The sequence below is a fragment of the Planococcus circulans genome (genome assembly GCF_020023385.1).
In the GTDB taxonomy this organism is placed as follows: Bacteria; Bacillota; Bacilli; order Bacillales_A; family Planococcaceae; genus Planococcus.
In genome coordinates, this window is the sequence record NZ_JAIQCL010000007.1 from 25,331 (window position 1) to 45,774 (window position 20,444).

Genomic DNA, 20,444 nt, shown 5'->3' on the forward strand with positions numbered 1-20,444 from the left:
GATGAGAAAGATTACAATGCGTGCAGCTTTACTGGAAGCTTTAAATGAGGAAATGGAGCGGGATGAAACGACAGTTCTGTTTGGGGAAGACGTCGGTAAATTTGGCGGCATCAATGCCGTAACAAAAGGCTTGTATGAAAAGTTCGGAAGTACCCGTGTATTTGATACACCGATTGCTGAACCGACAATCGTAGCGGCAGCAGTGGGAATGGCGATCACCGGAAATGCCCGTCCGATTCCTGAATTGCAGTTTGGTGATTTTGTAGGAATCGCTTTTGATGAAGTTTTCAACAAAATGGGGAAATGGCGGTTCATGCATGGCGGGCAGATGGAAATGCCAGTAACTTTGCGCTTGCCTATTGGTATTGCGGGCGGAGCAGGGCCAGAGCATTCACAAAGTCCTCAAGCCTTATTCATGCACGGTCCAGGGCTTCAAATCGTTATTCCTTCCACTCCTTACGATGCTAAAGGGCTGTTGAAAACCGCAATCCGCGATAATAATGCTGTATTATTCTTTGAACATAAAGTTCTTTATGATATGAAAGGTGAAGTTCCGGAAGAGGAATACTTGATTCCATTCGGCAAAGCGGACATTAAACGTTCTGGCACAGATGTCACCATTATCGCCACGGCTCTGCAGGTCCATACGGCTTTGGCAGCTGCTGATGAGCTGGCGGTTCAGGGTGTGGAAGTGGAGGTCATTGATCCGCGTACTTTGGCTCCTTTGGACATGGAAACGATCTTGGAATCAGTCAGAAAAACAGGGCGTGCCTTAATTGTCCATGAAGAACCGAAAACGGGAGGCTCTGGCGCCGAAATTGCGGCTCAAATCCAAGAAGGTGCTTTGTTTGATCTCAGTGCACCTATCAGAAGAATCGGCAGCCCGGATGTTCCCATTGCGCAGAGTATTTACCTGGAACAATTTTATACACCGAGTAAAGACCAAATCACCAAAGCGGTCAATGAATTGATGGAATATTAGAAGCCAGGGGCTGGACAAGGTATGATTCCAAGCCAGCCCCTTTTTGGATTTTCCACGATTACTTTTAGAAGGGAGTGCATAAGATGTATGAAGTGAAAATGCCCCGTTTAGGGGTGACGATGCAAAACGGTACAGTTACCGAATGGTTGGTTGAAGAAGGTGAGGAAGTCAAAAAAGGCGATTATTTATTTGAATTGGAAACCGAAAAATCGACATTGGAAATAGAAGCCCAGGAATCGGGGGTATTGAAAAAAATCATCGTTCCTGCGGATGTAGAAGTTCCGGTGAATACAGTCATCGCCATTTTAGGTGCGGCGGATGAAGAAGCGGATTTGTCGATATACACACATGACGCCAAAGCAGCACCTGCTGAAAAAACAGAAGAAGTTGTGAAAGAAGCGGTTGCTCAGGATCCATCGAAGCCAGCTGCAAGAAAAGGCGGAGTTTCACCAAGAGCGCGGAAACTCGCAAAAGAACTTGGGGTTTCTTTGGATACCGTAAACGGAACTGGAAAAGATGGAATCGTCACTGAAGAAGATATCCGAAATGCATCAGCTCCAGCTTCAAGCTCAACTATTAAAGTGAAAGAGACGATTTCACTCAATGGTGTTAAGAAAGCAATGGCACAAAATGTCCTGAACAGCTGGCAAAGCATCCCGCAGTTCACTCAAATGGTCTCCGTGAATATGACAAATGCATTAACGGTGAAAAAAGAACTCAGCGATATTTCGTTGAATGACATCATTGTAAAAACGGTCAGCAATGCAGTGGGTAATTATCCGCTCGTCAACAGCAAGTTGGAAGACGACAATAAAATCACTGTCTACGAAGAAGTGAATATCTCTGTAGCCGTCAACAGCTCTCATGGACTGGTGGTGCCGGTTGTGAAAAATGCAGAGAGCAAGTCGATTCAGGAGATTTCTGCAGAAATCAAACAGCTGGCCGAAAAAGCGGAAAACAAAGAATTGGCAATGGAAGATTATGAAAATGGCACGATCACCATTTCCAATCTTGGAAGCCTTGGCATAGAATCGGGAACCCCGATTGTCAATAGCCCACAATCAACCATTATCTTTGCCGGCGCAATCCGAAAGACGCCGATTGTAGGGGAGGATGACGAAATTTCTGTTGCCCCGATTATGGTTTTGTCGATCTGCTACGACCACCGCTTTATCGATGGCGTGACAGGTGCCCATTTTACAAATGAAGTAAAGAGAGCATTTGAAAACGTAACTGTGGAAGAATTGAGCTGAAGAATAGGGGGATGATTATGAGGTTAGCAGGGAAAACAGCGATCATTACTGGAGCAGGAAGCGGTCAGGGAAAAGCATCTGCTTTGCTATTCGCTGAACAGGGAGCAAAAGTCGTCATTGCCGAATGGAATGAAGAAGCGGGAAAGCAAGTGGAAAAAGAAATCACTGATGCCGGAAATGAAGCAATGTTTTTCAAAACGGACATTTCAAATGAAGAGAATGTCCAAGAACTGGTTAGCGTCGTTCAAGACAAATACGGCAGCATCGATATTTTATTCAATAATGCCGGCATCGGTTTTTCTTCCCGTTCCAAGTACACCATGGCCTCTATTCTAGAGACACCGTTGGATGACTGGAACAGCATTATGAGTATTAATCTGAATGGCACTTTTTTGATGTCGAAGTATGTCATTCCTGTAATGATCGAGCAAGGGAAAGGGAGTGTCATCAATAACTCTTCTTTAAATGGCATAATCGGTGTCACTGGAGCAGACGCCTATACGGCGTCAAAAGGCGGGGTTGTAGCATTGACACGCGTGATGGCAGCCGACTACGGGAAGCACAATATCCGTGTCAATTGCATTTGCCCGGGTGCAATCAATACACCGATGATCAGCGAAGTGCTGGATATTCCGGAAATCGCTAAAAACTACGAAACAGGTCCGCTTGGAAGAGTGGGAGAACCGGAAGAAATTGCCGGAGCTGCGTTGTTTTTGGCATCTGATGAAGCCAGTTATATAACTGGAGTCATTCTGCCGGTAGATGGCGGATGGAGCACAGTTTAAAGCAGGTGGCTTCATATCGGAAAAGGGCGGAAGTCCGCCCTTTTTCTATACATACTAAAAACGGGAGTGGTTGGATTTGGCTGACATACATGTATATAAACCCACCGACGCAACTGTCAGGCGCCCCGAAAAAAATAGGAAGCTGAAAATGGCTTGGACAAATCATGTTAAATGGAATACGCCGGAAGGTGAAGTCCGGGAAGTCATAGCGGAGTCTTGGAGCCGTTCCAAAGAGTATGGGGTAAATCCCGATCTTTTGGCAGCGCCAGTAATCTGCACTGAAAAAGCAATAGAAAGTAAAATCCGGAAAAACATAGAACTCTTGAACCTAATCCGTCCTTTATTGGATGATCTTTTCGCTGTGGTCCGTGGAAGCGATAGCATCATTGCATTTTCAGATAAAGAGGGTGTCATTTTGGAATTGTTTGGAGACAGTGAAATTGCTATGAATGCGGCAAGTGCTAATTTCAAAGTTGGCGCCAAAATGAGTGAAAGGCATTCTGGAAGCAATGCCATCGGAACAGCAATTGCAATCGGTGGTCCGATCCAAATGGTGGGAGCAGAGCATTATTGTGTAGCATGGCATACTTCCCATTGTTCAAGTGCCCCTATCCGTGATCCGCTTTCATCTGAAATTATCGGTATTATAACAGTGGTCGGCTATTTGAATACCGCTCATCCGCATTCCTTGGCTTTGGTGAAGGCGGCTGCCGAAGCAATCATGAAATTGATTGAACAAAAAGAGCTGGAGCAGGAAAAGTATATGAGCAACCATTACTTTAATGCTGCCTTGGAATCAGTTTCGGATGGAATAGTCATCGTTAACCTTCATGGTGAAATTCTTCGTATGAACAAAATTGCTGCACATCTTCTTCATCTTCCAGGAAGTAATTTTGAAAAGCTCAAGATAAACGAGATTGAAAAGCTGAAGTCTTTTTCAACGGACTTAACTGAAACGATCAATGAACATGAAGTGATATTGAAAGGCGAATCTAGTGTGGAAAGTGGAGGCGGAACCCAATTTTTTCTGACTTCCCGAAAAATAGGAATCGAAAAGGAGCATATCGGAAATATTCTGATCCTCAAACGGAAAGTATCGAAAGAATTGATGAACAGTACTGCAATACACCAGTTCTCTTCTCTTGTGGGAGAAGAAGAGAGTTTTCGGAAAACGGTGGACTATGCAAGAAAAGCAGCCAAAACAGATAAAAATGTTTTATTGATCGGTGAAAGCGGAACAGGGAAAGAACTGTTTGCCCAGGCTATCCATAATGACAGTTCAAGGCAGCGTGGTCCTTTTCTGGCCATCAACTGTGCTTCAATTCCGCAGGAGCTGATTGCCAGTGAATTATTTGGCTATGTAGATGGTGCTTTTACGAATGCGGCACGCGGCGGCAAGAAAGGGAAGTTCGAAGCGGCTCATGGAGGAACATTGCTCCTTGATGAAATCGGCGATATGCCCTTGGACCTCCAAGCGAACCTATTGCGTGTTTTGGAAGAAAGAGAGATTACACCTCTCGGGTCAAACCGCTCAAAATCGGTGGATGTCAGAATCATCGCAGCCACCAATCAAGACTTATTGTCTCTGGTAAAAGAAAAGAAATTCAGGCTTGATTTATTTTATCGTTTGAATATCCTGACCTTGGAGATTCCGCCTCTCCGGAAAAGGAAAAGTGACTTGCCACTTCTGGTCGATTATTTTTCAAGAACAAAAAAACTGGCACCTGAAGCAGTAAATGCCTTTATGGCTTATGAGTGGCCGGGGAATCTCAGAGAGCTAAAAAATGTATTAGAGCAAATGGAGGTGTTCTGTGACGAGGACATTTTAACGTCGGAATATCTTCCAGCTTATTTAGCAAAAGAAACCCCGCCACAAGAAAATCCGGAATTATATAAAAAAATGGAAAAAGAAACAAAAGCACAAATGCTGAAAGCAGTCTTGCGGAATTCAGAAAAAATAGAACAGGCTGCGAAAACTTTAGGCGTGTCTGTCAGCACCGTCTATCGGTGGGCGGGTGAACAGAATATCTCGGTAAAGGAAAGTTTTAAAAAATAGTTTTTTCCCAAAACCTCAAACGATATTTGTTTGAGGTATTTTTCTGCCTGATGGAACAAGTTGGTGGAAGCCAAGAAAGCAGGTAATATCACATAGTATTTAAACGATGCGTTAAAAATTAAAGTATTAGTAATAAATCTATTGCATATTCAAAAAAAGGCAGGTAATATGAAATAAATACAAATTTTCAGATAATTATAAATGCTTAAAGGAGGAAACATATGGAAGCATCTTTTTTAACTGAAGATCATCAACTGTTCAGAAAATCCTTGAGAAAAATGTTGGATAAAGAAGCTTATCCTTTTTATGAAAAATGGGAGGAAGAAAAGGCGATTCCACGAGAGTTTTGGACGAAGCTTGGCGAGAATGGCTTCTTATTGCCGTGGGTGGAGGAAAATTATGGCGGTCTAGCTTTAGATTTTTCATATTCATTTATATTGACAGAGGAATTAGAACGCGTGGGAGTTGGGCTTGCTAGCGGTATTTGCCTTCACTCGGATATTGTAAGCCCTTACATATCTTCATATGGGACAGAAGAGCAAAAGGAGAAATGGCTTCCAAAGAGTGTAACTGGTGAATTCGTTTCAGCTATTGCGATGACTGAACCAGGTGCAGGCTCCGATTTAGCGGGCGTCAAAACGACTGCGCAACGAAACGGAGATCATTATATCCTGAATGGTGAAAAAACATTCATCACCAATGGGCAGAATGCGGATTATATTGTGGTGGTGTGTAAAACAGATTTGAAAGCGGAACCTGCTCACAGAGGCATCAGCCTATTGATCGTTGAAAAAGGTACAGAAGGATTCCGAACAGGTAAAAAACTCCACAAGATGGGCATGCATTCGGGGGATACTGCGGAACTGATTTTTGAAGATGCTAAAGTTCCTGCCGAAAACTTGCTCGGTGAAGAGGGAAAAGGATTCTACTACTTAATGGATAAATTGCAGCAGGAACGTCTGGTTGTCGCATTACAGGTTCAAGTAGAGGCGGAAGAAATGTTGCGTTTGACGATTGATTATGTAAAAGAACGTAAAGCATTTGGTAGCCGCATCGCTGATTTCCAGAATACCCAATTCAAAATCGCCGAAATGGCGACGGAAATCGATATAGGAAGAACGTACGTCAATACACTGACAGAAAAACATATCGCAGGCGAAGAAATTGTCAAAGAAGTATCCATGGCAAAGTGGTGGATCAGTGAAATGGCTAAAAGGGTTGCTGCTGAATGTCTTCAGCTCCATGGTGGATATGGCTATATGGAGGAATACGAAATTGCCCGGCGTTATCGCGACATCCCTGTCACGAGCATTTATGCGGGCACAACAGAAATTATGAAAAACATCATTGCCAAGAAAATTCTGGCCTAGGGGTGGAAGAAAGCATGAAGCTTGCGGAAAAAAGGGCCTTAAAGAAAAAAGAGGAAATATTGATGGCCGCCGTGGCTATCGTGAACCGCAGAGGGTATTCCGGCGCCACGATGGAAGAAATTGCTGCTGATCTGCTGATGACTAAAGGAGCGCTTTATTACTATTTCAAAAATAAAGGCGACTTGATGTTCCAATGCCACAATCTGGTGCTTGGAGCCGCCATTGAGGAACAGGAAGAACATCTCAAAAAAAGCGGTACAGCAGAAGCAGTTTTAAGAGCAATGATCGTTACACATATTGATTACGCAATCGAAGAAAAAGAAACGTTTAATATGATTTTGAAACCTGAACAGATATTTACGGAAGAACAGTTGACTGCAGTATTGGATCTTCGAAAATTCTATTCTCATTTATTTGATCAGATCATTGGTAGGGGAGTCGAATTCGGTGAATTTGAAGTAAATGATCCACTGATTTCCAGAATGATCATTCTTGGGTCGATGAACTGGATCCAGCAATGGTATCGGCCTGGGGGACGGCTTTCAAAAGAAGAGCTGCAAAAAACATTTGGGGATTCGATCATTAAATTATTGAAATAAAGGGGCGGGGAGAATGTTCATTACTGAAAATTTAGAAGCAAATGTCCAAAAGTATCCGGATAAAATCTACACTTCCTACAACGGACGAGAATGGACTTATAGAGAATTCTTCGAAAAAGCTCAGCGTGTAGCTGCTTATTTTCAGAAAAAGGGGTATCAAAAAGAAGACATCATCGCTTTGTATTCATTGAATTCAGATGTTTTTCTAGTGTGCTATTACGGGGTCCAGCTCGGAGGGTTTACTGTTATGCCGGTCAATACGAAACTGGCTGCACCAGAAGTTGAATATATTTTTTCGAATTCTGAAGCCAAAGCCTTGATTTATGATGTTCGGATTGAAGAGACAGTTGATCAGACCAGTTATTCATTTGAGGATGTACTCGTAATTGGCGGCGAAAAGGATTCGTTAGGAAAAATACTTGAGGATGAATCCCTTCTATTTACTGCTGCTGAATTAGCGGGTGAAAATACGGCAGTTGTCATGTATACATCAGGAACGACCGGAAAACCAAAAGGGGTAATGTTGACCAACAACAATGTGAAAGCCGCGGGTGAAATCTGGTCTGAAGCCATGTCGATTACGGAAAATGACCGGATGCTTGTTTCGACACCACTCTTCCATTGTGCAGCAAGCCATGTATTTGTTGTTCCAGTCACTTATAAGGGCGGGAGCATCATCATTGAAGAAGCATTCTCTCCTGATAAAACGCTTGATATGCTGCAGCAGGAAAGTCCGACAATGTTCTTTGGAGTACCGGCCATGTTCAGTATTATTTTGAACTTACCTGATATCAAGAAAGTTGAACTGCCGAACCTTCGGCTATTTGGTTATGGGGCAGCCCCCATGCCTTATGAACTGGTGAAGACATTGAAAGAAACGTTTCCGAATGTAGCCGTGCAAAATTTATATGGCCAGACTGAAAATGCTCCAGCCGCCTCCACCTTGAAAGATCATCTGGCTTTAGAAAAAATTGGGTCAGTTGGAGAAAAACTGCCCCAAACAGACGTTCAGGTAGTAGATGAATTTGGCGAGCCTCTTCCTGTTGGGCAGGTCGGAGAAATAGTAGTGAAAGGGCCTCAGGTCATGAAAGGTTATCTGAGAAATCCTGAAGCCACTCACCAGGCAATCAAAAACGGCTGGCTCTATAGTGGGGACTTGGGTAAATTTGATGAAGATGGGCTGTTGTATATCGTGGACCGCAAAAAGGATATGATCATCCGAGGCGGAGAAAATGTATACCCGGTCGAAGTGGAAGAAGTTCTTTACCAGATTCCACAGCTCATGGAATCTGCTGTAGTGGGAGTGCCGCATGAAGTTTATGGCGAAGTTCCGAAGGCTTATGCGGTACTGAAGAATGGTCAGTCTATAACTGAAGAAGAGATCAAAAGCTATTGTGCAACGCAGCTTGCCAAATATAAGGTGCCTTTCGAAGTTGAATTTATGGAAGAACTGCCAAGAAATGCTTCCGGTAAAGTATTAAAACATACATTACGGGCTAAAGAAAAAATTGGTTGAAGAGGAGGGAGAAGTGTAAGCGTTTTCTTGTAAATGAGATTTATCAGAAGCAGAAAAGCCATGTTGCTGCCACCGGAGCTATCGTATTAAAGGAAAATAGAAAAAATAATAAATACAAAGGGGATTTCATTATGGAAAAAATGAAGTGGATGTCTGTTGTTTTGGCTAGTGCTCTCGTTTTAAGTGCTTGTGGTGAAGAAACTGGTTCATCTTCATCAGGTGAAGCAGAAGCAGGTGGAGAGGCGAAGAACTTTCGTGCCTCTTCTGGTGTACCCGACAAGCATTTCTGGCATCGAGGTTTCTTTGAACCATTAACAACTGCTGTAGAAGAAGAATCCGGTGGACAAGCAACATTTGATATTTTCACTTCTGGAGAACTGGTCACGCTCGGTGGGGAATTGGACGCGCTTAACTCCGGGCAGATTGATATTGCACTGACCTTGATGCCACCTTATGATCCGCAAAGGTTTCCATATACCGAAGTGGTAATGCTTCCAACTTTAACTTCTGATGCGGGCATCGCCACTGAAGCCATGGCCAAAATGATGGAGAGTGACCGCGAAATCGCTGATGGAAAGACATACTACCAATTGGAGTTCGAAGATAAAGATCTCGTAGCTTTTGCGAATCCGGCAACAGAGCCTTACGTGCTCTCGACGACAAACCAGAAGTTTGAATCTGCGGCTGATTTTACAGCTGCACTTCGTGTTCGTACCGCTTCTCGCGTTCATGAAATTTTAGCGAACGAGTTAGGGATAACAGGGCAATCGATGCCGATTTCTGATGCTTATGATGCGTTAAGCCGAAATGCCTTGGATGGAATCATCTATAATGCTCCTGACTGGATTGCATTCGGATTGGATGAACTAATCAAACATACAATCACCGGAGTCAACTTAGGCCACTTTGTCGGACACACTGCAATGACTCAAGAAACATGGGACTCATTATCCCCTGAAACTCAAGAGGTATTCCGAGAAAATGCTGAGTCGATTGTGCATGAAGGTGCGGCTTTGACAATGGGCGAAACAGAAGAGAATATTGCATCCAATAAAGAAAAGGGTGGAGAAATAACTCATTTTGACGATGTTACTCCGGAAGTGCATGATTTGCTGGAATCAGCCGTCGTCAACTCGTGGAATGATTGGATTGAAGATTTGGATTCACAGGGGTTGGGCGGTAAGGAGATGGCTATTCTATGGAGAGATATGCTTGTTGAATCCGGAGCAGTTCTTCCTCAAGATATTTTAGACTTAGAGTAGTTAAATCAGGAGCCTCTGTGCTCTTTTTTTAAAGTTAGGGGGAACTTGTCTATGGAAAATATTATAATTATCATCTCGCTTGTTCTTTTTCTTTATTTTTTGATCGCTGGCCAATATATCAGCTCCTTAATGTTTTCAATCGGTATATTAGGGATTTTTCTGATTGGCGGGATGGATCTTTTAAGTGGTTTTTTGCAGAATGAACCATTCACCAGAACAGCCAGCTATGCATTGACTACAATTCCACTGTACATTTTAATGGCCCAATTTGTCATGCAGGCCGGCATTGTCAAAGATTTGTACAGTTTGATGTATACCATATCACGTGGAAGGCCAGGACCTTTGGGCGTGATGACCATTCTGCTGGGAGGGTTATTGGGTGGAGTATCCGGATCTGGAACGGCAACTTCTGCTGCGCTCGGACAGATTGCTGTGCCGGAGCTTCAAAAAAGAGGGTATCCGGACCACTTGGCTGGAACGATTGCAGCCGCAGCCGGTTCGCTTTCTGCCATCATTCCTCCGAGTGTCATTCTGATTCTGTATGGAGTGGTGGCGCAAATATCAATTGGATCTTTGTTTACTGCGGCACTCATCCCAGGCCTTTTGCTTATGCTGGTCTTTTCTGTAGTTGCAATCTTCTATTTGCGGATGAATCGGGAAGCACTGAATGCTGCTTCAAAAACATTTGTCAGCGATGACGTGCCGGTTTCCCGTTATATTGTGGTAACGATTCTTGGCTCATTGATGGGCATCTCTATTTTCGGAGGAATTTACCTTGGTATTTTTTCTCCTACGGAAGCAGGCGCTGTAGGTGCATTTATAGCCTTAATCATGGCTGCATTACTGGGGAAACTGAATTTGGATTTTCTGAGAACCTCCTTGGTTGAAACAACAAAAATTACAGTTATGGCTATGTTCATTGTTATCGGTGCCTCACTTTTCGGAAGATTTATTTCGTTGTCTCTGGTACCTCGAAAAATCATTGATTTATTGGGGCCTCTTCTTGAAACGCCAACTTTAGTCATAATTATTATAATGGTCTTCTACTTCTTCCTATTTATGTTTATCGAGGGAGTGGCGGTTATTCTGATGACTGTGCCGATCATTACGCCTATATTGGAGACAATTGCTGTAGATCCTCTCTGGTTTGGGATTATGCTAACGGTTGTCTGTACAGTTGGAATGATTACACCTCCAGTTGGAATCAGCGTATATGCAGTTGGAGGAGTGTCCGGTATTCCTATTGAGCGGCTATTTAAAACTTCGACTGTTTTTGCAGTAGTCGCAACAGTAGTTGTAATCGGGTTATTGATTGCATTCCCGGAATTAGTGACTTGGTTACCAAGCCAGATGAGATAAGGAAGGTGAAAGCATGGTGATTTTGGAAAGGATAAATAGTATTTTTCGAAGTGCAGGAAAATATTTTAGTGGTATCTCCATTTTTCTGATGATGTTGATTATTGTAGCAGATGTTTTTATGCGGAACGTTTTTGGAAGCCCGATTTCTGGAACTTATGAAATCGTTCAATTTTTCCTGATGCCCATGGCCATCTTTCCAGCATTGGGTTATGTCTACTGGGTAGGTGTTTTGCCGAGGCTGTCAGAAATAATTGCAAAAACGCCAAAAGCTTTTCAGAAGTTCAATGACATATTGATTCTTGTTATTGATTTGGGCGTTTTTACTCTATTGACCTATTATGGATTCCTGTTCGCCATGTCAGGTTTTGAAAGCCAGATGGCTGTCCCATTAGGAGGGAGCTTAGTCTCGGTCTGGCCTATTTATTTCTTAGTGCCCATTGGGTTTTTATTTGTTCTATTAGAAGTCATTTTAAGGTTCTTCAGAAAACCTAGAGTCGAGGAAGGGGAAGTTGGAATATGAATAATGTCTACTTAATAGATGGAGCAAGAACGGCTTTTGGAGGATTCGGCGGGTCATTCGCCAATACGGATGCTACTGAACTTGGAGCGGCTACAGCAGTGGAGGCCTTGAAGCGATCGAACGTCAAAGCGGAGGACATCAACCATGTTTTTTACGGAAATGTCATTCACTCCAGTTTGAATGCTGCTTATATCGCTCGCCATATCGGTTTGAAAGCGGGGATACCGAAGGAAGTGCCAGCTCTGACTTTGAACCGTTTGTGCGGATCAGGCGCTCAGGCTGTCGTGACGGCAGCCCAGCATATTTTGTTGGGAGAGGCGGACCTGGTGCTGGCGGGAGGTGCAGAGAATATGTCGATGTCCCCGTACTCCAGTTTTGACCAGCGCTTCAGCAAGTCAAAAATGGGCAATCTGCAATTTGATGATATGCTGACGGCAACATTGACAGACCAGTATACGGGCAGCGGGATGGGAATGACCGCAGAAAAACTGGCGGAACAATATGATATTTCACGCGAGGAGCAGGATGCTTTTGCTGTGGAATCAAATCAAAGAGCGGCCCGGGCAACGGAATCCGGTGCATTTGCGGAACAGATCGTCGGTGTCGAAGTGAAAACGCGGAAAGGCGTCGTCGTGGTTGATAAAGACGAACACATCAAGCCGGATGCCAATCAGGAGGCTTTGTCGAAACTTCGGCCATCGTTTAAAAAAGATGGGACGGTTACGGCAGGCAACGCTTCTGGTATAAACGACGGAGCGGCATCTTTGATCGTGGCTAGCGAAGAAGCGGTGAAAAAGCATAGCCTCAAGCCGATGGCACGTATTGTATCCTGGGGAGTGGTTGGAGTGGATCCGACCATCATGGGCATCGGACCTGTGCCGGCCATTAAACAGGCATTGGAGCGGGCTGAATTGACGCTTGATGATATTGACTTGTTTGAACTGAATGAAGCCTTTGCGGCACAATATTTGGCGGTGGAGAAAGAGCTCGGTTTGGACCGTGAAAGGGTCAATGTCAACGGCGGTGCGATTGCCTTGGGCCATCCGGTCGGTGCGAGCGGTGCGCGGGTATTATTGTCTTTGGCATATGAACTGAAGCGCCGGGGCGGAAAATATGGAGTGGCCAGTCTGTGCATTGGCGGAGGCCAGGGAATTGCGGTGGTGATTGAACATGCTTAAGCTGCCGGTCATTGTGGCACCGATGTTCTTGGTGTCAACACCTAAAATGGTTATTGAAGCATCGAATGCAGGGGTGATCGGGTCGTTTCCGCTATTGAATGCGCGTCCGATCGAAACCTGTGCCGAATGGCTGAAAGAAGTAAAGGAGTCTCTTGGAGAAAAGCCCTGGGCAGTCAATTTCATCTGCCACCGCGGCTCGAATAAACGCTATGAAGAGGATTTTGAATTGATCCGCCAATTCGAACCACCGATTGTCATCACGTCTCTTGGTTCTCCGACCGATGTCATCGAGATTGTGCATGCGTATGGGGGGCTGGTCTATTCGGATGTCGCCAATATCCGCCACGCGAAAAAAGCAGCTTCCAGCGGAGTGGACGGCCTGATACTTGTTTGTGCAGGAGCGGGAGGGCATGGCGGCACAATAAATCCATTCGCTTTTATTGCAGCAGTCAAAAAGTTCTATAACGGAACGATTATTTTGTCCGGCTCTTTATCTACAGGAGCGGATGTGGCTGCAGCTAAGTTGATGGGAGCCGATTATGCCTATATGGGTACACGTTTTCTAGCCGCGGAAGAAAGCAGCGCGCCGGAAGAGTACAAGCAGATGGTCATCGACTCGTCCGTGGAAGATGTTCTCTATACCGATTCTTTCAGCGGAGTGCCGGTCAACGTGCTGATTCCCAGCTTAGTGAAGCAGGGAATCGATCCGAAAACCTTGAAGCCGAAAGACGAAATCGATCTGTCGCATTTGGTGAATGCCAAAGCTTGGCGGGATATCTGGTCGGCTGGCCACGGAGTCACCACCATCACTAAACGGGAGACGACGAAGGAAATTGTGGACCAATTGCTTGCTGAATATGAGGAAGGGGTGGCTGGGCTTGTACGAAACGATTAAAACCGAGCTTCAGGACGGAATTCTGACATTAACCTTGAATCGTCCCGATAACATGAACGCTTATACCGAAAAAATGAATGAGGAATTGCTCCATTTCTATCGGGAAGTCAATGACGATGACAGCGTGCGTGTCATTGTGGTGACTGGCAGCGGCCGGGCATTCTGCGCAGGTATGGATTTGTCGGAAGGGGGCTCGACTTTCTCCTCTGAGCAATCCTCCGATGAGTACCGGGACCTCGGCGGCCAGGTCAGCCTTCAAGTATACGAAGTCAACAAGCCGATCATTGCAGCGATCAATGGACCGGCTGTCGGAATCGGCATGACAATGACTTTGCCGATGGACATTCGGATTGTCAAAAAAGACACGAAGATTGGTTTTGTCTTCGGCCGGCGCGGTATTGGTCCCGAGGCGGCCTCGGGTTGGTTCCTGCCAAGAGTGGTGGGAATCGGCAAAGCGCTCGAATGGACGTTGACCGGCCGTTACATACCGACTGCCGAAGCAGTGGAAACCGGGTTGATGCAATACGAATCAGAAGATCCACTCGCTAAGGCTTATGAAATTGCTCGGGAAATTGCCGAAAACACAGCGGCCACTTCAAATAGCTTTACCCGTCAGCTGCTGTGGAAGATGTTGGGGCAGGATCATCCGCTTGAGTCCCATTTGGTTGAATCCAAATTTCTGCACTGGGCTGGTCAGAATGCGGATGCGGATGAAGGCATCCAGTCATTTGTCGACAAGCGCAAAGCAGAATTCCCGATGAAGGCCAGTGAATTGCCGGAGTTTTTTGAGAAGAAAAAGTAAAAAATCAAACTAGAGTTGGATCCAAATGTCATGAAAGTGGCATTCGGATCCAACTTTTTTTTGCAAATAAGCGCAAGTTGCTTCTCCATAAGCAGAATAGTGTACTCTGTATACCCCTGGTGGTATATTGAGGTTAATAAAAAAATGCTGAAGGGAATTGATGAGATGTTATTACGATATTTCTATGACGAAAATTTAGCGCACGCTTCATATGTAGTAGGTTGCCAGGCGACCGGGGAAGCAGTGGTAATAGATCCGATGCGCAATATTGAAGCCTACGAAGAGCTCGCAGCAAAAGAAAATCTGAATATTGTCGGAGCGCTTGAAACGCATATCCATGCTGACTTTGTTTCAGGTTCGCGTGAATTGGCGAATCGTTTCGGAGCCACCTTGTATTTGTCTGATGAAGGCGATGCGGATTGGAAATATCAGAATATCGATCACCTGAATCATCAATTACTGAAGCACGGCGACCAGTTCAAAATCGGCAATCTGGTGTTTGAAGTGATGCATACACCGGGCCACACGCCTGAAAGCATTTCATTCTTATTGACGGACCGTGGCGGTTCAGCGGATAAAGCAATGGGTATTTTCACTGGAGACTTTGTATTTGTCGGCGATGTGGGAAGACCTGACCTGCTCGAAAAGGCGGCAGGCATACAGGGGACTTCTGAAGCGGGGGCAAAAGAGTTGTTCGAGTCACTTCAACGCTTTAAAAAGCTACCGGACTATCTTCAAGTATGGCCGGCCCACGGAGCAGGAAGTGCCTGCGGGAAAGCACTCGGCGCTGTGCCATCGACTACTGTCGGTTATGAGAAGCTGTTCAACTGGGCATTGCAGTATGATGATGCACAAGCATTCCAAAAAGAACTGTTGGATGGACAACCAGAACCGCCTTATTATTTTGCGGTCATGAAAGCTGTGAATAAAACAGGTGTGGAACTAGTGAAAGATCTCCCGGAGCCGAAAGTTATCAGTTCAGTCAAAGAGCTTGAGGCATTGATTGCTGATGGCCACCAGGTTCTGGATTTGCGTTCTGCCCCTTCATTCAGCAATGGCTATATTCCAGGAACAATCAATATTCCGTTCAACAAATCTTTTGCCAATTGGGCCGGATGGATTACCGATTATAAAAAGCTGCTTTATCTGTTGCTGGAGCCGGAATCCTTGGATCAGGTTCTTGAGGTTCTGCATTCCATCGGCATCGATCATGCAGCAGGCTATGCCGATGTTTCGAAGACGATCAATGAAGCAGAGCATTTGGATACCTACCAAAACGTGACACCGGGACAGGCTAAAGAGCTCATTGAAGATGGAGAAGGCTATGTATTGGATGTCCGGAGCCAAACTGAATATGAAGAAGGCCATATTGAAGAAGCCGGCCATATTATGATCGGTACATTGAAGAACCGTCTGGAAGAAGTCGAGACAGACAAAACAGTAATCGTTCAGTGTGAGGCAGGTGCACGTTCTGCAATTGCAGCCAGCATCCTCAAAGCGAATGGGATCGACAACTTGGTGAACCTGACCGGTGGCTATTCAAAATGGAAAGAAGAAATGACGGTTTAATTTTTTTGATATTCAACACTAGGCTGTGTAAAATCTCCAGGTATAAAACTATATGCACCTCATATATTATAGAAGGAGAAATAAAATGATAACGAGTATAATGCTGATTGGGGTCCCAGTTTCGATGGTGGCCTATGGAGCTTATAAAAGACATGTTCCGGTTCATGGAGTCAAACCGGAGCAGCTGGATCGTGTGGACAGCAACTTATACACATTGCTGGATGTCCGCGCCTATAATGTATCCGATAAAGAGCCGATTCCTGAGGCCTTTAATCTGCCGATTTCCTATTTTACCAGAGGCTATCAGGAAATACCGAAAAAGCCGATTCACCTGATTGCAGAAAATCAATTGGAAAAAAATTTAGCAGCCCGCCTGCTCCATCAAAAAGGATTCAATGTGGCCAGCTATAGTTTAATGAACGAAAACCGTAAAGACAAAATGCATACCGCATGCTGTTAACCTTAAACCTGTGTAAACGGATTCCCGTTTACACAGGTTTATTGTATTTTAAAATAGTGATTTTATTTTGAAAACACAGTAGATTCGGTGAATCACTTAAAGCTTGTCACCAATATATACTTTCCTATAAAATGTTTTTATGTCTAGAAACGAAAGAGGGAAATGAATGAAAAAACCTGGATTGACAGCAAAAGTACTGACTGGACTTGTGTTGGGAGCAGTAGTTGGACTATTGATCAACTTATTTGCGTCCGGCTCATTTGAAGCGTTGAATACATATTTATTTGTGCCGCTTGGCCAAATATTTTTAAGTTTAATTAATATGCTGGTTGTTCCACTTGTTCTATTTTCGATCATTCTGGGAACAGCAGGGTTGGGCGATCCGGCTAAATTAGGGCGGATTGGCATTAAGACGGTCAGTTATTTTCTTGTGACCACCACTATTGCAATCTTAATTGGGTTGTCGTTGGCGGCTGTTATTCAGCCTGGACTTGCCGGCGATTTTGATCTGACAAGTGCGGAGTTTGAAGCAGAAAAAGCACCATCTGTCGGAGAAACGTTGTTGAATATGATTCCAACAAATCCAATTGCAGCTTTAGGGGAAGGCAATATGCTGCAGATCATCGTGTTTGCTGTCTTCATTGGTTTGGCTTTGACGGCTCTTGGAGAAAAAACCAAAGGTCTAGTTCATTTGTTTGAACAGGGCAATGACGTCATGATGTACCTGGTGGGCATTGTTATGAAATTCGCTCCTTACGGCACATTTGGCTTAATCGCAACGGCTGTAGGATCTCAGGGGTTCTCAGCAATGAAAGCGATGGGTTCTTATATGCTCGTTATTCTGGCAGCTCTTTTGGTTCATGCAATCTTCACTTATGGGGGAACCATTAAATTTCTGGCGAAGAAAAGCCCAATTTGGTTTTTTAAAAACTTTGCTCCTGCAATGAGCGTCGGATTTAGTACATCGAGCAGTACAGCGACTTTGCCGATTTCAATGGAAGTGGCGCAAGAAAAATTAGGCGTGTCTAAGTCTGTCAGTTCTTTTGTACAGCCTCTGGGTGCTACGATCAACATGGACGGAACTGCTATTATGCAAGGGGTTGCAACAATGTTTATTGCCCAGGCTTATGGCATTGAATTATCTGCAGTAGATCTTGCGACAGTCGTTCTCACCGCCGTATTGGCAAGCATTGGTACAGCAGGTGTGCCAGGCGTTGGATTGATTATGCTGGCCATGGTATTGGGGAGTGTGGGTCTTCCGCCAGAAGGTATTGGTCTTGTAATCGGAATCGATCGCTTATTGGATATGACGCGTACGGCAGTAAACATCTCAGGAGATGCGGCATGTGCAGTTTATGTGGCGGAAACTGAAAAAGATAGAGAATTACGAATGGAAAATATGAACGCTTAATGAGAAAAGGATTTTCGCAGCGATGCGGGAATCCTTTTTGTCTATCTATAGCAGAAAACACGGATTTTCATGCAAAAAAAATTCAAACAACTGGAAAATGTTCACATTGACAACAAAACCTTAACAATATATATTATGTGTAACCGGTTACACATCAGGGAGAGAACGGAGTCGTTTTTTATGACCACTATTAAAGATGTAGCGAAAAAAGCAGGGGTCTCCGTGGCTACGGTTTCCAGGTTTTTAAATGACAGTGGATACGTCAGTACAGAAGCTGCCAAAGCAGTAACCGCCGCAGTTGAAGAACTGCAATATGAGTTGAATCCGGTCGCGCGTTCATTGAATACGAAGAAATCGAACTTAATCGGCTTGATTTTGCCGGACATCACCAACCCTTTCTTTCCGGAACTTGCGCGGGCCGTTGAAGATGTGGCTTTGACTTATGGGTACACAGTGGTGCTGTGCAATTCGGATGAAGATCCCGAAAAAGAAAAGAACTATATTGAAACTTTAAAGAAAAAATACATTGCGGGTTTTATCGTGACGTCCAATCAGCTTGATGCACCGCATTATGCCAATGCCAATGTGCCGATTGTGGCACTTGACCGGGCGATCAACGAGAAAATTCCGACTGTCTCCTCAAACAACAGAGAAGGAGCGGTCATGGGGACGAATGCTTTGCTGGAAAGAGGATGCCGAAATATCCTGTTCCTCAGAGGACCTGAAGAATTGAATCCGGCGAACGACCGATATGAAGGGTTTATGGAAGCAATTCAAAATTCGGATGTGCATTACCGAGTAGTGACCAGCCCCTTCCACTTCGCTGATTCACAGAAGATTGTGGAACGTGCATTAGAGACGGATCCAACAATCGATGGCATCTTTGCCAGCAGTGACGTTTCAGCGGCTGGTGCTTTAAAAGCGGCAAGTACGATTGGAAAACACGTACCTGATGACTTGCAGATTGTCGGCTTTGATGGCGTGGCAATGGGCGAGATGCTGTCGCCCGGATTGACGACAGTCGCTCAGGATGTTTATAAGATGGGCGCAGTTGCAACCCGTGTCCTGATCAAACAAATTGAAAACAAAAAAATCGATCAAAGTTTTTATGAAGTTCCCGTGAAATTGGTCATTCGTGGAACAACAAGGAGTGTGTTGGAATGATAACAGTAGTAGGCAGCATCAATATGGATCTGGTCGTACAAACAGACCGTTTTCCAAAACAAGGAGAAACAGCTTTAGGGAACCTTTATACGACAGTTCCTGGCGGCAAAGGCGCCAATCAGGCGGTGGCAGCTGCAAGGCTTGGGAGCGGTGTCCATATGATCGGAGCTGTTGGGCAGGATGCCTTCGGGAGTGAGCTGTTGGCAGGGTTGAAAGAAGAGGGGATTCAAGTAGAGCACGTCAAACAGATTGATGGTGCCAGCGGCATCGCCAATATTCTTCTGTCCGAAGGCGATAATCGCATAATCGTGGTGCCAGGAGCAAACCATAGCGTCACAACGGAAGAAATCGACGCGTTAACGGATCAACTCGCTGCAAGCGACTTGGTGATGATGCAATTGGAAATGCCGATTCCTGTTATTCAACGGACTCTGGAGATTTGCCATCAACAAGGCGTTCCCACTATTTTGAACCCAGCACCGGCAAGTGGATTTACGGCTGAACTTCTGCCTTATTGCACCTACCTGACGCCCAATGAAACGGAAGCAGAAGAAATTTTTGGCGGCGATTGGGAAGCAGCTTTAGAGGAATATCCAAACCGTCTTGTAGTGACGCTCGGACAAAAGGGTGCGCAGTTCTATGATGGAGAAAAACATGTCCTCGTTGGAGGGTTTCCTACAAAAGCAGTTGATACCACTGGAGCCGGTGATACCTTCAACGGCGCACTTGCTTCAGCACTGTCAGAAGGGCAGGCTTTTGAAGAAGCTGTGCGTTTTGCGAATGCTGCTGCATCCTTGTCCGTAGAGAAGTTCGGCGCCCAGGGAGGCATGCCGGAACGGACAGCTGTAACTGAGCGAATAGCAGGTGGCCGTCCATGAAGAAACATGGCATCATCAACCGTGACATAGCGTCAGCCTTGGCGTCATTTGGACATACGGATCTTCTGGTGATTGCGGACTGCGGTTTGCCGATTCCAAAAGACATTCCATGTGTGGACTTGTCTTATGTGATAGGGAAGCCTGCCTTTCTGACTATCCTGGAAGCTGTACTGGCTGACTTCGAAGCAGAAGCGGCGTTCATTGCCCGGGAAATAACAGCCAGCAATCCTCAAGTTGAAAAAGCGATCCTGGAAAAAATGACAGCAGACTATCTAACACATGATGAACTGAAAGAACTCACCAAACAGGCGAAATTGATCATCCGTACAGGGGAAGCGACACCATACGCTAATATTGTCCTTCGATCTGGCGTTATTTTTTAAAA

General features: G+C 44.9%; 19 protein-coding genes. All 19 read left to right on the forward strand.

What is annotated here, in order from left to right; genetic code table 11:
* Position 1 precedes the first annotated feature (1 nt).
* The 19 genes from K8U60_RS12225 (at position 2) to rbsD (ending at position 20,442) form a co-directional block, all read left to right on the forward strand.
* On the forward strand, positions 2 to 982 hold the full coding sequence (locus K8U60_RS12225) for an alpha-ketoacid dehydrogenase subunit beta (RefSeq protein WP_223639513.1): 981 nt from the start codon (positions 2 to 4) through the stop codon (positions 980 to 982).
* 83 nt (positions 983 to 1,065) lie between these two features.
* Positions 1,066 to 2,235: a dihydrolipoamide acetyltransferase family protein gene (locus K8U60_RS12230; RefSeq protein ID WP_223639516.1), complete on the forward strand. Its 1,170-nt coding sequence runs from the start codon at positions 1,066 to 1,068 to the stop codon at positions 2,233 to 2,235.
* A 17-nt stretch (positions 2,236 to 2,252) separates the two neighbouring features.
* Positions 2,253 to 3,020 carry an SDR family NAD(P)-dependent oxidoreductase gene (locus K8U60_RS12235; protein ID WP_223639519.1) on the forward strand — a complete coding sequence of 256 codons (768 nt, stop codon included), beginning with the start codon at positions 2,253 to 2,255 and terminating at the stop codon, positions 3,018 to 3,020.
* Positions 3,021 to 3,168: 148 nt separating this feature from the next.
* The gene (locus tag K8U60_RS12240; protein ID WP_223639522.1) at positions 3,169 to 5,076 is read left to right on the forward strand and encodes a sigma-54-dependent Fis family transcriptional regulator; all 1,908 of its coding nucleotides are present in this window, start codon (positions 3,169 to 3,171) and stop codon (positions 5,074 to 5,076) included.
* A 221-nt stretch (positions 5,077 to 5,297) separates the two neighbouring features.
* Positions 5,298 to 6,446 (forward strand): acyl-CoA dehydrogenase family protein, encoded by a 1,149-nt coding sequence (locus K8U60_RS12245; RefSeq protein ID WP_223639525.1) that lies wholly within the window; start codon positions 5,298 to 5,300, stop codon positions 6,444 to 6,446.
* Positions 6,447 to 6,460: 14 nt separating this feature from the next.
* Positions 6,461 to 7,045 carry a TetR/AcrR family transcriptional regulator gene (locus K8U60_RS12250; protein WP_223639527.1) on the forward strand — a complete coding sequence of 195 codons (585 nt, stop codon included), beginning with the start codon at positions 6,461 to 6,463 and terminating at the stop codon, positions 7,043 to 7,045.
* 13 nt (positions 7,046 to 7,058) lie between these two features.
* Positions 7,059 to 8,561: a class I adenylate-forming enzyme family protein gene (locus tag K8U60_RS12255; protein ID WP_223639546.1), complete on the forward strand. Its 1,503-nt coding sequence runs from the start codon at positions 7,059 to 7,061 to the stop codon at positions 8,559 to 8,561.
* A 131-nt stretch (positions 8,562 to 8,692) separates the two neighbouring features.
* Positions 8,693 to 9,823 (forward strand): TRAP transporter substrate-binding protein, encoded by a 1,131-nt coding sequence (locus K8U60_RS12260; protein WP_223639563.1) that lies wholly within the window; start codon positions 8,693 to 8,695, stop codon positions 9,821 to 9,823.
* A gap of 51 nt (positions 9,824 to 9,874) precedes the next feature.
* The gene (locus tag K8U60_RS12265) at positions 9,875 to 11,182 is read left to right on the forward strand and encodes a TRAP transporter large permease (RefSeq protein ID WP_223639566.1); all 1,308 of its coding nucleotides are present in this window, start codon (positions 9,875 to 9,877) and stop codon (positions 11,180 to 11,182) included.
* A gap of 13 nt (positions 11,183 to 11,195) precedes the next feature.
* On the forward strand, positions 11,196 to 11,702 hold the full coding sequence (locus K8U60_RS12270; RefSeq protein ID WP_223639569.1) for a TRAP transporter small permease: 507 nt from the start codon (positions 11,196 to 11,198) through the stop codon (positions 11,700 to 11,702).
* Positions 11,699 to 12,880: an acetyl-CoA C-acetyltransferase gene (locus tag K8U60_RS12275; protein WP_223639572.1), complete on the forward strand. Its 1,182-nt coding sequence runs from the start codon at positions 11,699 to 11,701 to the stop codon at positions 12,878 to 12,880. Before K8U60_RS12270 ends, K8U60_RS12275 begins: the two co-directional genes overlap by 4 nt.
* Positions 12,873 to 13,775: an NAD(P)H-dependent flavin oxidoreductase gene (locus tag K8U60_RS12280; RefSeq protein ID WP_223639575.1), complete on the forward strand. Its 903-nt coding sequence runs from the start codon at positions 12,873 to 12,875 to the stop codon at positions 13,773 to 13,775. Before K8U60_RS12275 ends, K8U60_RS12280 begins: the two co-directional genes overlap by 8 nt.
* The gene (locus K8U60_RS12285; RefSeq protein WP_223639578.1) at positions 13,759 to 14,577 is read left to right on the forward strand and encodes an enoyl-CoA hydratase-related protein; all 819 of its coding nucleotides are present in this window, start codon (positions 13,759 to 13,761) and stop codon (positions 14,575 to 14,577) included. Before K8U60_RS12280 ends, K8U60_RS12285 begins: the two co-directional genes overlap by 17 nt.
* A gap of 165 nt (positions 14,578 to 14,742) precedes the next feature.
* Positions 14,743 to 16,146 carry an MBL fold metallo-hydrolase gene (locus tag K8U60_RS12290; protein ID WP_223639580.1) on the forward strand — a complete coding sequence of 468 codons (1,404 nt, stop codon included), beginning with the start codon at positions 14,743 to 14,745 and terminating at the stop codon, positions 16,144 to 16,146.
* 85 nt (positions 16,147 to 16,231) lie between these two features.
* Complete coding sequence (locus K8U60_RS12295) at positions 16,232 to 16,606, forward strand: rhodanese-like domain-containing protein (protein WP_223639583.1); 375 nt, start codon at positions 16,232 to 16,234, stop codon at positions 16,604 to 16,606.
* Between the two features lie 166 nt (positions 16,607 to 16,772).
* The gene (locus tag K8U60_RS12300; protein ID WP_223639586.1) at positions 16,773 to 18,017 is read left to right on the forward strand and encodes a dicarboxylate/amino acid:cation symporter; all 1,245 of its coding nucleotides are present in this window, start codon (positions 16,773 to 16,775) and stop codon (positions 18,015 to 18,017) included.
* A gap of 180 nt (positions 18,018 to 18,197) precedes the next feature.
* Positions 18,198 to 19,181 (forward strand): LacI family DNA-binding transcriptional regulator, encoded by a 984-nt coding sequence (locus K8U60_RS12305; RefSeq protein WP_223639589.1) that lies wholly within the window; start codon positions 18,198 to 18,200, stop codon positions 19,179 to 19,181.
* The gene (rbsK, locus tag K8U60_RS12310) at positions 19,178 to 20,059 is read left to right on the forward strand and encodes a ribokinase (RefSeq protein WP_223639592.1); all 882 of its coding nucleotides are present in this window, start codon (positions 19,178 to 19,180) and stop codon (positions 20,057 to 20,059) included. Before K8U60_RS12305 ends, rbsK begins: the two co-directional genes overlap by 4 nt.
* Positions 20,056 to 20,442: a D-ribose pyranase gene (gene rbsD / locus K8U60_RS12315; RefSeq protein ID WP_223639595.1), complete on the forward strand. Its 387-nt coding sequence runs from the start codon at positions 20,056 to 20,058 to the stop codon at positions 20,440 to 20,442. Before rbsK ends, rbsD begins: the two co-directional genes overlap by 4 nt.
* Positions 20,443 to 20,444 lie beyond the last annotated feature (2 nt).

Excerpts from the sequence above, each read along its gene's own strand:
- K8U60_RS12255 (WP_223639546.1), top strand. The coding sequence starts at position 7,059 with ATGTTCATTACTGAAAATTTAGAAGCAAATGTCCAAAAGTATCCGGAT.
- K8U60_RS12250 (WP_223639527.1), top strand. The coding sequence starts at position 6,461 with ATGAAGCTTGCGGAAAAAAGGGCCTTAAAGAAAAAAGAGGAAATATTG.
- K8U60_RS12245 (WP_223639525.1), top strand. The coding sequence starts at position 5,298 with ATGGAAGCATCTTTTTTAACTGAAGATCATCAACTGTTCAGAAAATCC.
- K8U60_RS12300 (WP_223639586.1), top strand. The coding sequence starts at position 16,773 with ATGAAAAAACCTGGATTGACAGCAAAAGTACTGACTGGACTTGTGTTG.
- K8U60_RS12290 (WP_223639580.1), top strand. The coding sequence starts at position 14,743 with ATGTTATTACGATATTTCTATGACGAAAATTTAGCGCACGCTTCATAT.
- K8U60_RS12280 (WP_223639575.1), top strand. The coding sequence starts at position 12,873 with ATGCTTAAGCTGCCGGTCATTGTGGCACCGATGTTCTTGGTGTCAACA.
- rbsK (WP_223639592.1), top strand. The coding sequence starts at position 19,178 with ATGATAACAGTAGTAGGCAGCATCAATATGGATCTGGTCGTACAAACA.
- K8U60_RS12230 (WP_223639516.1), top strand. The coding sequence starts at position 1,066 with ATGTATGAAGTGAAAATGCCCCGTTTAGGGGTGACGATGCAAAACGGT.
- K8U60_RS12235 (WP_223639519.1), top strand. The coding sequence starts at position 2,253 with ATGAGGTTAGCAGGGAAAACAGCGATCATTACTGGAGCAGGAAGCGGT.
- K8U60_RS12240 (WP_223639522.1), top strand. The coding sequence starts at position 3,169 with ATGGCTTGGACAAATCATGTTAAATGGAATACGCCGGAAGGTGAAGTC.
- K8U60_RS12275 (WP_223639572.1), top strand. The coding sequence starts at position 11,699 with ATGAATAATGTCTACTTAATAGATGGAGCAAGAACGGCTTTTGGAGGA.
- K8U60_RS12295 (WP_223639583.1), top strand. The coding sequence starts at position 16,232 with ATGATAACGAGTATAATGCTGATTGGGGTCCCAGTTTCGATGGTGGCC.
- K8U60_RS12260 (WP_223639563.1), top strand. The coding sequence starts at position 8,693 with ATGGAAAAAATGAAGTGGATGTCTGTTGTTTTGGCTAGTGCTCTCGTT.
- K8U60_RS12270 (WP_223639569.1), top strand. The coding sequence starts at position 11,196 with ATGGTGATTTTGGAAAGGATAAATAGTATTTTTCGAAGTGCAGGAAAA.
- rbsD (WP_223639595.1), top strand. The coding sequence starts at position 20,056 with ATGAAGAAACATGGCATCATCAACCGTGACATAGCGTCAGCCTTGGCG.
- K8U60_RS12305 (WP_223639589.1), top strand. The coding sequence starts at position 18,198 with ATGACCACTATTAAAGATGTAGCGAAAAAAGCAGGGGTCTCCGTGGCT.
- K8U60_RS12265 (WP_223639566.1), top strand. The coding sequence starts at position 9,875 with ATGGAAAATATTATAATTATCATCTCGCTTGTTCTTTTTCTTTATTTT.
- K8U60_RS12225 (WP_223639513.1), top strand. The coding sequence starts at position 2 with ATGAGAAAGATTACAATGCGTGCAGCTTTACTGGAAGCTTTAAATGAG.